Origin of the sequence: uncultured Campylobacter sp. (genome assembly GCF_938045225.1) — a bacterium.
GTDB lineage: Bacteria > Campylobacterota > Campylobacteria > Campylobacterales > Campylobacteraceae > Campylobacter_A.
In genome coordinates, this window is the sequence record NZ_CALINL010000160.1 from 1 (window position 1) to 12,246 (window position 12,246).

Consider the following 12,246-nt stretch of genomic DNA (forward strand, 5'->3'; position numbering starts at 1 on the left):
GAGCCGCAGGCGAAGTAAAGCCCCTTCCGCCTCCCAAGCAAAAGAGAAAGGTGGGTACAAAAGGAAGCTCTTTTGCTTCAGCTACGCTTCGCCTTGTGCTTGCACTCTCTTTGAGAGCTGCTAGCAGAGCGCAATTCAAGCCCCCTCCCCTTAACAAGAAAATCAAGATATTAAAAATACGGCAAAACAGTGCAGAAAATTTGCATTCAAATTTGAGTTTGCAAAACCCGAGCCAAAAGCATCAAATTTAACTTCTCCGTATCGGCAAATTTAGCAGTCTTTATCCTCTAAAATGCCGTTACTGTCGCCAAAAGCCCAAAAATTATCCCAGGCAAATTTGCAGCCGCTAGCGGATAGTCTTTTTTAGCTTTTAGCAGGCCGTAGCTAGTCCAGATCGTGCAGTTTATCGCTGCGGCTAGAGGCTGGATAAAAGGTGTTTTGTTGCCCTCAAGGTTGCCCATTATCTGCGGGATATAAGAAATATACATGATGACCGACAGGCACGTGCCTATCCAGCCTAAAATTTGCAAGTTTTTCTCGCTCATTTTTTCTCCTTTGAAATAAAGTCCGCATTATACTACTTTTAGTACGACGACGCGAAATTTATCTTGCCTGCCGCCGCGTTTTAATCGCCGAGCTAGGTCAGATTTAGTAAAATGTAGCTAAACTCTAAGAGGAATGAAATGGCTTACGTAACCTACGACAAGGCAAAATGGCACTGGGGCGCGGAAACTGCGCCGACTGACATCCCGCAGGAAAACGGCGCGACGCATATCGCGTTTTTCTTCCGCTGGTGCATGGAGCGTAAGCTCTATTCCAAGGACTTCGCGGCGGACTTTGCAGACGATATAGCGCGGATGGACGATAGCTTTGATTATCGTCAGTATTTTTTGGCGCGATGGACGGCGTGCTAGGCAGCGAGGAGCTAAACACCGCGGGCAAGGCCTTTGCGAAGGTCTACTAAACCACGGACCGCACGAAATTTGCCAAAACGCACGGCTGGTATTTGCAAGATTACGACGATTTCGTCGCGCATAAATTCGGCGATAAAAACTTCGACAACGCCTATTTTTACATAGAAAACTCGCCGCAAAATTACGCCGAGATCAAGGCTATCATCGATCGCCGCTACGAGGAGTTTTTAGAAACCAAAAAAGCTAGCAAAAGCGCGGATAAATAAACCAAAATTTGCGCCGAGCGCAGTTTTTAAAGCGCAGAGTTCAAATTTGCGCGCGGACGAGTCCAAACGATTTAGCCTTGGCCGAGCGCAGATCTTAAATTTTAGATCGGTTGCGGCGTTTGCGGATTTATCCGCGCCTCGTAGCAAGGCTAAACTTAGACCGTTAAGCTAAATTTGACGGCAAGCCGCCTCCGGTTGGCGCCGCTTGCTACTTAAACTGCGCAGTCAAATCTCCCGCGCCCAGCGGCAACCTCCGCCAATTTAGGCAAGCTCCGCTCTATTAAATTTTTCCCCTGACATTTTATCTCCTTTTATCTATTTGCTTTGTAAATTTGAGTTTGAGTCTGATTTGCTTTGGTTGCTATCTATGTAAATCACCTGAGCCATGCCCTTTTTGGCTCTACCTATGGCGCTCTTGATCCCGTCTTGCTTTTCCATTTCGTTTGCCCATTTTATGAAAGCCCTAATATCTTTAAACGTAGCATTTTCGTCGGGGCAAAAATGTGAATGAAAATTTATTTGATTGTCAAATCTTTTTATTCGTTTCGGGTCTATCGGCTTTGGTTTGTATTGTAAAAGACCTTCATGATATAAGCACTCGGTACATAAATGCCTATATTTGTCGTTTTTGCGCAACCTAGCCTCGCCTTCTTCGTCTCTGCCTTTATTCATTTTATAGATATAGCCTTCCTTTGCTGCAGTAAAAACTCCAACTTTATCGTGACACTTTTTATACGCCTCTTTCAGCTCCTCGCTAGTAGGTTGCCCCGAAACGTTGTTGTCTAGGAGTAAATTTAGCATAGGTTCGTAGTTTGGCATATATTCCATATCTTTAAAATAGTTGCCGTTCTCGTCAAAATACCCCATACTAAATAGTATTTGTAGCATCTCGGTAAAGTTGCCAAAGGTAATATAATCAAAAGGCAATATCCAGCCTTTTTGAGCCTTCGTTTTTCTGACCGTATTTTACTTCGTACTCTACAAATATATTATCTCCGTCGATAGTCAAGCTTTTTATCCTATCGTTTTGGGGCGCTTTTAAATATCTTTGAATTTTTTCTTTATTGTTAAATTTAACCCCGCTATCAAGCAGCAGCTTAACGGTCTTTGTAGAGTTGTTTTCTATGGCGTAGGCCAGGGGCGAGAGTTTGTAGCTATCTCGCGCATGAGCGTCCGCGCCCATCTCCATGAGTCTTTTTGCCGTGGTTTCGTCGTCGTAAAAGCTAGCGTACATCAGCGGAGTAGTGCCTGCCTTCATCTTTACGTCGGCGCTAAGCCCGTTTCTTGTCATAAAATTTAAAATCTTATCCGTATCTTTTAGCCTCAGTAAATTTCTTAAAGCGCTAAGAGTGGCGTTGTTTTCCTCGTATTCGTCTATATCCCAGTATCTAAAAGCAAAATCGTCCACTTCCTCTTGCGTTACGTATTTGGCTAGTTCGGAGTTTGGGTCTATTTTAGTATCGGGAGTGACGGTAAAATGAGTAGGGCGAGATAGCTTTTCGTAAAGGAAATTTACGAAAACCACAAGGAAAAGAGCGGTGAAGCCGAGTGCGAATTTCTTCAAATTTATCCCTTAAGTCAAATTTGCAAAATCTTAGCCAAAGTCCGGTAAAGAGGCGGTAAATTTGATGAAATTTGAGCCGATAAATTTGGATGTCGGTAGCAGGGCGCGGCGAGATCCGTCCGTGTCAAATTTGAGCGGGTTAAATTTGAAAGCAAATTTGGGCGAGTCAAATTTGAAACGCCAAATTTGATCAAAGCCCCTGAAGTAAAACCGAGTAGAGCGCGTCTATCTCGTCATCATCAAGTAGCAGCGTAGAGCGCTCGCTAAAGAGCATTTTTATCTTTTCTACACTAAAGCCCTTTTGCGCGGCGCAGTGCTCGTGAGCGGGCAAGAAGCTCCTAGCTAGCGCAACGCTATCATCCACGGGCTCGTCGCAGATAAAGCAAAAAAGCTCGTCGTGCAGCCTGCCCTCAGCCTCTAAAATGCGCACGTAGCTCTCGATGAGTAGGCGTTTGGGAGCGCCCCTGTCAAAGCGCGAGGCGCAAAGCTCAAGCTCGCGAAAATACACCTCGTCTATCTGCTCGACGTCTCGCAGGTGCGCGTAGAGTAGGCGCATAAACTGCTGCCATACGAGTAGCCGCTCGCGCGAGAGTAGCCAGCGGTAGCCTAGGTGCAGGACGCTGCGAAGGTGCGGGAGGAAGTTTTCGCCGCCTTCAAGCTCGAAGTCGATCTTGTAGCCTTGCAGGACGTTTGAGTGGCGCGCACCGTAGAAGCGGTAAGATTTGACTAGCAGCGAGGGCGTGAGGATGTAGACGAGCAGGTCTTCATCGCGCACTTTTTGCGTGTGCAGGATGTAGCCTTGCATGGTTAGAAAAAGGTTTGGATTTTCTGGCGCAGGATCTCAGGCTCGGCGATGTGGTTTATCTCGTCGCGAAAGGCGCTGGCGCCGTCTATGCCTTTGGAGTAGCGGTGTAGGTGCTTGCGAAATATCGCCGCTCCGTGCTCGCCGTAGTGCTCGATCATCGCGTCAAAATGCGCCAAGATGATCGCCTTTTTCGTCGCCACGTCGATGCTGCCGCCCGTCTTTATCTCGTGAAAAACCCACGGCTTGCCGATGCAAGCGCGTCCTATCATGAGCGCGTCGGCGTTGGTTAAATTTAGCGCGTCGGCAGCATTTTCGGGCGAGATGTCGCCGTTTGCGATGACGGGGATGGTTACTGCTTCTTTAGCTCGGCCGATCGCGGCGTAATCTACCGCCGCCGTGTAGCCGCCCGCTCTCGTGCGTCCGTGAAATGCGATGTAGTCCGCTCCGGCGTCCTGCGCGGCGAGGGCTAAAATATCAGGTATTTTCTCGTCAAAGCCCAGGCGCAGTTTGACGCTAGTCATTTGCTTATTTGAGGTTTTTTTGATGGTTTCTACGATGCGTTTTAGATTTGAGATATCTTTTAGCAGTGCCGAGCCCGCGGACTGTTTGACGACTTTGGGTACTGGGCAACCGCAGTTTAGATCGATACCGTCGATACCTTCGATACCGTTTAAAATTTCTACCGCTTTTTTGACGATATCCGCGTCGCTGCCCGCGATTTGCACGATATATGGCGTTTCAAGCGGCGATTTTTTGAGCATCTCAAGCGTTTTGGTTCCTTCGTAAACTAGGGCGTTTGCGCTAATCATCTCGCTCACCGTCACGTCGCAGCCAAACTGCTTAACCACGCTTCTAAGCGGCAGATCCGAAAAGCCCGCGAGCGGAGCTAGAAAAAGCGGCTTTTTTGAAAAATCTATCAACAATGGGCGTGCTTGAAAAATAGATCGGTCGGGACGTTTTTGCCGTTTTGTCTGAGGTAGAGCAAGGTGCGGAAATTTTGATATTCGCCTGCTTCAAGACCTGACAAAACCTCCTGCGCGCGCTCGAGCATCTCAAACTCAAACAGCAGATAGACGTATGCTTCCTGCGCCTCTTGGCGTTCGTTTTTGAGGCGCTCGAAGATGCCGATGACGGCGTCCGGAGCGATTTTGCTTTTTAGCGTCGCGGCGCTGATACCAAAGCTATCTTTTGAAATTTTATCCGAATTTAACAGCTCCAAAATCTCGTCGTTGCTCAAATTTATCTCGTCTTTGGCAAAGCGGGCGATAAGAGTCATGATCTCTTTTTCATCCAGATCGGGGGCAAATTTTTTGATATCGGCGAGCGAGCCTAAATTTATTAGCTTTTTCCTTGCTTCGCGGACTATTTCGCCCTGATCGCCCATAGGTTTTTTAAGCGTTTCTAGATAGTATCCGTCCAAATTTGCTATTTTGTTTAGCTCGTTTTTGATAAAGAGCGGATTGTCCTTAGGTAGCTTAAATTTCTTTAGGTCGGCGACTTCGCCATTTTTGACCGCGCGCATTGTATCTAAGGCGTTTTGTAGCTCCTCGCCCTCGATATTTGCGTCCTTGTATCTATCCCACGGCGAGAGGATTCTAGCTATCTGGGACGGGATTTTATAAAAGCTCGTTTTAAAGTCTTTGTTCGTATCAAGGCCGAGTAAAATTTCTTTGCCGAGCTCTCTGTAAAATTTCTCGTCATGCGAAATTTTACGTTTAAAGGCGTAAAATTTAAACCCGTGATAGGCCATGTGAAGCACGCAAAATATCGTCAAAATGGCAGGCGGCAGTATCATCCAAACGGCGATGGGTAAACTTAACGCATACTCTACGTCGCTGCCAAAAAGGGCAAATTTAAGATGAAGCTCGTAAGAGCCGCCCTCGAAAAGATAAACGATCGCGCCGACTACGACCAGGTAAAGCACGGCGCAAGCTATAAAACGTTTGATTTGCATGGCGTACCCCTATTTTGCGGTTTTTTCCACTATCTCACGGCAGGTGATGCAGTATTTTGCGTGCGGTTTGACGCGCAAGCGTGCTAGTCCGATATCCTCCTCGCACATCTCGCATATGCCGTATGTTTTATCGGCTATTTTTCGTAGCGATATTTCTATCTCGGCTAGTTCTTGTCTTTGCTGAGCGCTGATTGATTGCTCGATTAGCTGATCGGCATTTACGGAAGCAATGTCAAATTCATCGCTCACGCCGCTTTGACGCAGTCCAAACATCTCGTTTGACGAGTCTAAAATATTTTTAGCTATTTGTGCTTTTCGTTCTAGTAAAAGTGCCTTAAATTGCTCTAGGTCGCTTTTGCGCATTTTGTTCCTTTATTTGTGATATGGGTGGTTAGCGTTTATGCAAAGAGCTCTAAAAATCTGCTCGTGAAGCATAAGTTTGGCGATCTTGTGCGCCATCGTCATGCGGCTTAGGCTGACGACTGCGTCGGTTTTTTGTTTAAAATTTTGACTAAGCCCGTAAGCTCCGCCGATAAAAAACGAAATTTGAGCCTTGTCCGAGATGAGTTTGGCAAACTCTTCGCTGTTAAATTCGCGGCCCGCTTCGTCAAGCGCCACGCAAAAGCCGTTTAAATTTGGCTCATAAGCCTCGTCGTAAGCTTTTAGCGCCTCGTCTCGCCCCTTGCTTTGGGCTTTGGCGATCTTGTCGTTAAATATAACGACGTCTGAAATTTTGGCGAATTTAGACGACATCTTCACGTATTCTTTGATCTCGTTTTCAAAATTTTCACGTTTTGACTTTTGGATGCAAAACACGGAAATTTCCAAATTTATTCCTCGTCGTCCAAATTTTGAGCGCTCGGCTGCTTGGCGGCGTAGGCCGGGTTGTTTGAGAGCAGTCTTATCATATCGCTTAAAAACTGCTTATGCTCTTTGCGCTCGACTATGGCGTCTATTAGGCCGTGCTCTAGCAAAAACTCGGATCTTTGAAAGCCTTCGGGCAAATCGGCTCCGATGGTTTGCTTGATAACGCGCTGTCCGGCAAAGCCGATGAGAGCGCCCGGCTCTGCGATGATGATGTCGCCTAGCCACGCGAAAGACGCGCTCACTCCGCCCATCGTAGGATCGGTTAAGACCGATATATAGGGCACCTTAGCCTCGTCAAGCAGCTTTAGTGCAGCGGAGGTCTTTGACATCTGCATTAGCGAAAACGTGCTCTCCTGCATCCTCGCTCCGCCCGAAGCCGAAACGATGATGAGAGGCTGCTTTTTATCGAGCGATCTTTTTACGGCGCGTACGATCTTTTCGCCCTCGACTGAGCCTAAAGACCCACCCATAAAGCTAAAATCAAAAACTGCTAGCTGCACGCTCATGCCGTCTATCTTGGCCTCGCCGCAGATCACGGCCGAGCTTCTGCCGGTCTTTTCCTCGTTTTCGCTTATGCGTTTTTTATAGGATTTTTTATCGACGAATTTGATCGGATCGACGGGCTTTAGCTTGGTGTCAAGCTCGACGAAACTGCCCTCGTCGCAGATCATCGCTATCCTCTTATCGGCGGCTAATCTCATGTGAAAACCGCACTTTGGACAGACGTTAAAATTTGCCTCGACCTCTTTGTAATACATCAGCGAGTGACAGCTGTCGCATTTGACCCAGTGCGCCGGAGCCTCGCTAGGAGCGGATTGTTGCTTTCTCGTTTTGGAAAAAATATCTAAAAAGCTCATGATTCCTACTTTTTAAAAAATTTAGGGATTATAGCCAAAGTTAGCTTATGTTTTGCTAGTCGGGTATTAAATTTACGCTGCGCGCTTTGGGGGAGTAGGCGGGTAGAATCGCTAAAATTTACGGCGCCATTTTTTGTGCTTTTGGGGGAAATTTAAATTTATGCGGAGGCGGTTTGTAAATTTGAGGTTAAATTTAAGAAATTTGACTGCGGCGCGTTTAAGTTTTGCGATATAAATTTAAGGTGCTCAAATTTGTAAAATTTAACCCAAAATTTGACGGGATATTAGCTTAAATTCGAGCCTTTAAATTTGCGGTTTACCACTCGATATAGGTTTTCGCCTTTTTTATGTTTGCGATTTTTATTTTTAAAATTTGACCTTCGCTCTCAAACGAGATCTCATCGTCGTCGGCGGATAAAATTTTGCCTTTTAGTTTTTTGTTTTCGCCGTCTACTTCGGCCGAGATTTTGGCTAGTTCGCCGACGCTTGAGATAAAATGGCTCGGTTTTTCCAGCTTTCGCTCAAGTCCGGGCGAGCTAACCTCTAGCACATAGTCTCCGCTAAGCGGCGGCTCGACGTCAAATATCGGCGAGAGTAGGCGCGAAACCTTTTCGCAGTCGTCTAAATTTACGCCGCCTAGCTTTGCGATATAGATCCTATAGATCGCTCTGCCGTTTTCGTTTGCGACCTCGACGTCGTAGAGCTGCACGCCGCACTGCGAGATCAGATTTTCAAGATTTTGCATTTTTATTTAGATCCTCTGAGATTTTTTCAAACAAATCGTCCATATGGTTTTGGTACTCGAGCCTGTCGTCAAATTTGAAGTGAAAATTCGGCGCTCTATACCAGCCCTCGGCCGCCATGCAATGGTTTTGCAGGTGTTTTGATACGCGCTTTAGGCGGTCTAGTATATAGGCCTGCTCGCGCTCGTCAAACATCATTTTATCAAGATAAACAAATGCGTCGTATCTGCCCTTTTTACACTCGACGTCGGTTACGCAAAGTCCGCGTAAAAGCTCGTCCTCAAGCGTAGATAGAGCTTCAGGTAGTAGCTCTTTTAACACGCTTTGCGTGCGCAGGCGTTTTATCTCCGAGGGGTTCATAGGCTGGCTTGCTCCTCTACTTCTTTAAAGCTCTCGATGTAGTCGCCCTCTCTGATGTCGTTGTAACCGTCTATGCCCACGCCGCACTCAAAGCCGCGCGCTACCTCTCTCACGTCGTCTTTGAAGCGTTTTAACGAGCTTACCGTACCCTCGTGAACGACTACGCCGTTTCTGATTAGGCGGATTTTCGCTCCGCGGTTTATTGTGCCTTCCGTCACCATGCAGCCTGCGATCGTGCCTACTTTAGGGACGTTGATGACTTGGCGTACTTGTGCTTGACCGAGCTGCTCCTCGTGGATTACAGGCGACATTAGACCGCTCAGGATCGCCTTTACGTCGTCAAGTAGGTTATAGATGACGTTGTAGGTTTTGATCTCGACGCCGCTTTCTTTGGCTTTTTCTTTCACTTCGCCGGTAGGCCTAATGTTGAAGCCTAAAATCACCGAGTTTTCGCTCGCTCTAGCTAGCTCCACGTCGCTTTGGGTGATGCCACCCACGCCTGAGTGGATGATATTTACTTTTATCTCGTCGTTGCGAAGTTTTTCTAAGCTCGCCTTGATAGCTTCTAGCGAGCCGCCCACATCGGCTTTTACGATGACAGGGAGCGATTTTAGCTCGCCCTCGGCTATCTTTTCGCTAAGCTCTTCTAGGCTTACTTTCGTCGTCTTGCTAAGCTCTTTTTGACGTAGGTATTCAGCCTTTTTCTGTGCGTATTCGCGGGCTTCTTTGTCGGTTTTGACGCTTATTAGCGTTTCGCCGGCTTCAGGAATTTCGCTAAGGCCCATTATCACGCCGCATTCGCCCGGTTTTATCTCTTTTAAAATTTTGCCCTGATCGTCGGTTATGCTTCTTATCTTACCGTACGCAACGCCTGCAACCACGATATCGCCGACTCTTAGGGTGCCGTTTTCAACGATAACGGTAGCTACCGGACCGCGGCCTTTTTGCTGCGAACTTTCTATTATTGCCGCTTTTGCGTTTGCTTTTGCGTTTGCTTTTAGCTCTAAAATTTCAGCCTGCAAAAGTACGATCTCAAGCAGATCGTCTATGCCCGTGCCCATCTTTGCAGAGATAGGTACAAACTCGTACGTGCCGCCCCAGTCGGTAGATAGGATATCCAGCTCTGCTAGTTCGCTTTTTACTTTGTCGGGGTTTGCAGCCTCTTTATCCATCTTGTTTATCGCGATGATGATCGGTACGCCGGCGGCTTTTGCGTGGCTTACGGCTTCTTTGGTCTGCGGTTTTACGCCGTCGTCGGCTGCAACCACGATGATAACGATATCGGTGATCTTGGCACCTCTTGCGCGCATAGCCGTGAAAGCTTCGTGGCCCGGAGTGTCGATAAAGGTAATATTTTTGCCGTTTTTATTTACCATGTAGGCGCCCACGTGTTGCGTGATGCCACCCGCTTCGCCCGCTGCCACGCGCGAGCTTCTGATGTAGTCTAGTAGCGAGGTTTTACCGTGATCGACGTGACCCATGATGGTTATAACAGGAGCTCGGACGGTCAAATTTGTATCGTCTAGTTGCTCCTCTTCTTCGTCGTAGGCTTTAACGTAGTCAAACGCTTCTTGCGTATCGACGATATTTACCTCGATGCCAAACTCATCAGCCAAAATCTCTATCGCATCCTCGTCTAGGAAGTCGTTTTTGGTCGTCATCATGCCTAGCATAAAGAGCTTGCCGATGATTTCGCTAGGTTGCTTATTGATCTTGTCGGCAAATTCGTAAAGACGGATCTCTTTTGGTATCTCGACGTAGGTTACCGCCTCTCCGTTGTGGTCGGCGCGTTGCGATTTTTTATGTTTTTTACGAGGCCTGCGCGCAGTACCTTGCTCTAGAAATGAACTTACCGATGTATTTAGTACTGGTTTATAGCCGATATTTGCAGGTTGTCTTGTTTTTTGAGACTCCGGAGTTTGTGTTCGTACGGAAAAATCAGGCAATATAACCACATCCTCATCGTCTATCACGATGTCGGCCATGTCGCGGTCGCCGAGTAGATCCATCTTTGTAGCGCCGTCTTTTTTGGTTGCGATGACTGGTTTTTTCTCTTTTTTCTTTTTGCGTTCGATCTTTTCGTCGCTAAATTTAAACATACTTTCCAAATTTAACGCCGGCGCAGACTCTCTTCTCTCGCTTGCCCTAGGCGCTGGCTGCTCGTCTTTTTTCTTTTTTACGATAACTAGGCCGCGTCTTTTTTGCAGACTAACGTCGGCTAGACTCTCTTTTGGCTGGACCGGCTCGGCGGTAGGTTGGGCTTTTGGTTCCTCTTTCGGCACTACTTGCGTTTTTGGCTCCGACGCTTTTTCTGCCGGTTTTTGAGTGACTGTTTTTTGTTCTTTTTCGGATTTTTCGTCGTTTTTTGTTTCTACTTTTTCTTTCGGCAAAGGCTTTTCTTCTTTTGCGGCGCTTGTTTTTTTAGCCTCTTTAGGTTTGCTTTCTTTCTCCTCTTTGCCCTCTTTGGTTTCCGCCTTTTTGACGGTCGGTTTTTTCTTTTCCGGTTTTTTCTTGAGAGCTTCGGGGATCTCGCCGGTTTGGATGTAGGTGTATAGCGCCGCCGCTTCTTCAGGACTAACGCCGCTTGAGTGCGTTTTGACCTTTAGCCCAAGCTCAATAGCCTTTTCCAAAACCTCTTTGCTATTGTAGCCGAGCTCATTTGCTATCTCTGAAATTCGAACAGTCCCCATTTAAGAGTATCTCCTTTAAATTTTGCCCGTTTTGTAGCGTTGCGATAAAGCTGCCTGCGACTCTTCCGAGCGATTTTTTTAAAATTTTCTCGTCTTTTTTTAGACATTCTTCGCAAAGATAAAAGCTGCGTCCGTTTCCGTTTCCGAAAAATAGCGAAGAATTTATCAGTCTGTATCTACGCAAAATTTGCTGTTCAAAGCGCTTTTTGCAGACCACGCACGTCCTGATAGGGATAAATTTTTGAGCCATTATTATAACTTCTTTTAGCTTTTTTTTAGCTTTGTAGGATTTTTATCCCGTCGTTGTCGAAATTAAAAATTTCAACCCGAAAGCTCTTAAATTTATCTTGCAGTTTTTGTTTTAAATTTGCCGCATCGCCCGCGTAAACTATATTTAAAAAGCTCGATCCGCTGCCAGAAAGCGTGCTTAAAAGCGCACCGTTTTCGTAAGCTATCTTGCGCACTTCAAAGAGCTCGGGTAGGCTTTGCATGCGGATTTGCTCATGCATGACGTCTTTTGCTGCCGTTCTTAAAAGTTCGTAATTTTCGTTAAAAAAGCAAGCCGTGAGAAATGCGGCGTGAGAGAGGTTGCTAACGCACTCGCCCATAGTGAAATTTTTAGGTAGCTTGGCGCGAGATTCGTTCGTGCTCATCGGCTTATCCGGGATCACGACGACGGCTTTTATATCGGTGCTTAAAGGTTTTTTTAGAGATTTTACTTTACCGTTTTCAACGACCGAGCTAACAAAACCGCCAAGCGTAGCCGGAGCGATGTTGTCGGGGTGGTTTTCGTAAACTAGCGCCTGGTTTAAAATCGCGCTTTTATCAGCCTTAAATCCTGCCGCCGCATAAGCTGCCGCGATGGCTGAAGTGATGACCGCAGAGGAGCTACCAAGTCCGCGAGAGAACGGAATTTGATTGGTAAAAATCATGCGAAAAGTATCTTTTTTGCCAGTTAGTTTGACGTAAATTTCGTTGAAAATAGATAAAAAAATGTTGTTTTTTTTAAGAAGCGCGTTATCTTTGCCTTCGCCCAAAATGCTCACGGAGGCGAAGTTTGCCCTCGTTATCTCGACTGTGTTGCGTAGCTCTAAGGCAAGACCCAAGGCGTCAAAGCCGGGGCCAATGTTTGCGCTCGTGGCAGGAACTAAAATTTGCAAAAAATCTCCTAAACGGCTTGAATAACGTAATTTGGTAGGGTATCTAAATTTAGATTTAAAACGGCT

Annotated in this window: 18 protein-coding genes; 4 read left to right on the forward strand and 14 right to left on the reverse strand. The window is 46.6% G+C overall.

The window, feature by feature from the left end; all coding sequences use genetic code 11:
- Positions 1 to 251 (forward strand): hypothetical protein (locus Q0200_RS06010; protein WP_297939009.1); only part of this gene is annotated, 251 nt, incomplete at its 5' end.
- Positions 252 to 287: 36 nt separating this feature from the next.
- Here Q0200_RS06010 and Q0200_RS06015 read toward each other — a convergent pair.
- Entirely contained in the window at positions 288 to 545 is a 258-nt protein-coding gene (locus Q0200_RS06015) for a SemiSWEET family transporter (protein WP_122867201.1), read from the reverse strand.
- 138 nt (positions 546 to 683) lie between these two features.
- Between Q0200_RS06015 and Q0200_RS06020 the strand changes: the two genes are divergently transcribed.
- Together Q0200_RS06020 and Q0200_RS06025 are read left to right on the forward strand one after the other, a co-directional pair.
- Complete coding sequence (locus Q0200_RS06020; protein WP_297939015.1) at positions 684 to 914, forward strand: hypothetical protein; 231 nt, start codon at positions 684 to 686, stop codon at positions 912 to 914.
- A gap of 92 nt (positions 915 to 1,006) precedes the next feature.
- On the forward strand, positions 1,007 to 1,180 hold the full coding sequence (locus Q0200_RS06025; RefSeq protein WP_297939017.1) for a hypothetical protein: 174 nt from the start codon (positions 1,007 to 1,009) through the stop codon (positions 1,178 to 1,180).
- A gap of 315 nt (positions 1,181 to 1,495) precedes the next feature.
- Here the strand turns inward: Q0200_RS06025 and Q0200_RS06030 are convergent, their stop codons facing one another.
- Together Q0200_RS06030 and Q0200_RS06035 are read right to left on the reverse strand one after the other, a co-directional pair.
- A complete protein-coding gene (locus Q0200_RS06030) occupies positions 1,496 to 2,107 on the reverse strand; it encodes a hypothetical protein (RefSeq protein ID WP_297939019.1) in 612 nt (203 codons plus the stop codon).
- Positions 2,097 to 2,744, reverse strand: coding sequence for an ankyrin repeat domain-containing protein (locus tag Q0200_RS06035; protein WP_297939021.1), 648 nt, complete (start codon positions 2,742 to 2,744; stop codon positions 2,097 to 2,099). Before Q0200_RS06035 ends, Q0200_RS06030 begins: the two co-directional genes overlap by 11 nt.
- Positions 2,745 to 2,805: 61 nt before the next feature.
- On the opposite strand from Q0200_RS06035, the gene Q0200_RS06040 reads away from it, so the two are divergent.
- Positions 2,806 to 2,934, forward strand: a complete 129-nt coding sequence (locus Q0200_RS06040) for a hypothetical protein (protein WP_297939023.1) — start codon at positions 2,806 to 2,808, stop codon at positions 2,932 to 2,934.
- Here Q0200_RS06040 and recO read toward each other — a convergent pair whose 3' ends face one another.
- The 11 genes from recO to thrB all read right to left on the reverse strand — a co-directional run bounded on the left by recO (position 2,935) and on the right by thrB (position 12,180).
- Positions 2,935 to 3,549, reverse strand: coding sequence for a recombination protein RecO (recO, locus tag Q0200_RS06045; RefSeq protein ID WP_297939025.1), 615 nt, complete (start codon positions 3,547 to 3,549; stop codon positions 2,935 to 2,937). It abuts the gene before it with no gap.
- Positions 3,550 to 3,551: 2 nt separating this feature from the next.
- Positions 3,552 to 4,469, reverse strand: a complete 918-nt coding sequence (locus Q0200_RS06050) for a tRNA-dihydrouridine synthase (protein WP_297939027.1) — start codon at positions 4,467 to 4,469, stop codon at positions 3,552 to 3,554.
- The gene (locus tag Q0200_RS06055; protein WP_297939030.1) at positions 4,466 to 5,503 is read right to left on the reverse strand and encodes a LapA family protein; all 1,038 of its coding nucleotides are present in this window, start codon (positions 5,501 to 5,503) and stop codon (positions 4,466 to 4,468) included. The genes Q0200_RS06050 and Q0200_RS06055 overlap by 4 nt, the downstream gene beginning before the upstream one ends.
- A 9-nt stretch (positions 5,504 to 5,512) precedes the next feature.
- Positions 5,513 to 5,866 (reverse strand): RNA polymerase-binding protein DksA, encoded by a 354-nt coding sequence (gene dksA / locus Q0200_RS06060; protein WP_297939032.1) that lies wholly within the window; start codon positions 5,864 to 5,866, stop codon positions 5,513 to 5,515.
- Between the two features lie 9 nt (positions 5,867 to 5,875).
- Complete coding sequence (locus Q0200_RS06065) at positions 5,876 to 6,331, reverse strand: 23S rRNA (pseudouridine(1915)-N(3))-methyltransferase RlmH (RefSeq protein WP_297939035.1); 456 nt, start codon at positions 6,329 to 6,331, stop codon at positions 5,876 to 5,878.
- 2 nt (positions 6,332 to 6,333) lie between these two features.
- Entirely contained in the window at positions 6,334 to 7,227 is an 894-nt protein-coding gene (accD, locus tag Q0200_RS06070) for an acetyl-CoA carboxylase, carboxyltransferase subunit beta (RefSeq protein WP_297939038.1), read from the reverse strand.
- A gap of 316 nt (positions 7,228 to 7,543) precedes the next feature.
- Positions 7,544 to 7,972, reverse strand: coding sequence for a ribosome maturation factor RimP (gene rimP / locus Q0200_RS06075; protein WP_297939041.1), 429 nt, complete (start codon positions 7,970 to 7,972; stop codon positions 7,544 to 7,546).
- A complete protein-coding gene (gene rbfA / locus Q0200_RS06080) occupies positions 7,959 to 8,330 on the reverse strand; it encodes a 30S ribosome-binding factor RbfA (RefSeq protein WP_002943703.1) in 372 nt (123 codons plus the stop codon). The genes rimP and rbfA overlap by 14 nt, the downstream gene beginning before the upstream one ends.
- Complete coding sequence (gene infB, locus Q0200_RS06085) at positions 8,327 to 11,020, reverse strand: translation initiation factor IF-2 (RefSeq protein ID WP_297939044.1); 2,694 nt, start codon at positions 11,018 to 11,020, stop codon at positions 8,327 to 8,329. The genes rbfA and infB overlap by 4 nt, the downstream gene beginning before the upstream one ends.
- Positions 10,986 to 11,270 (reverse strand): hypothetical protein, encoded by a 285-nt coding sequence (locus Q0200_RS06090; protein WP_297939047.1) that lies wholly within the window; start codon positions 11,268 to 11,270, stop codon positions 10,986 to 10,988. Before Q0200_RS06090 ends, infB begins: the two co-directional genes overlap by 35 nt.
- Positions 11,271 to 11,295: 25 nt before the next feature.
- Positions 11,296 to 12,180, reverse strand: a complete 885-nt coding sequence (gene thrB / locus Q0200_RS06095) for a homoserine kinase (RefSeq protein ID WP_297939049.1) — start codon at positions 12,178 to 12,180, stop codon at positions 11,296 to 11,298.
- Between the last annotated feature and the right edge of the window lie 66 nt (positions 12,181 to 12,246).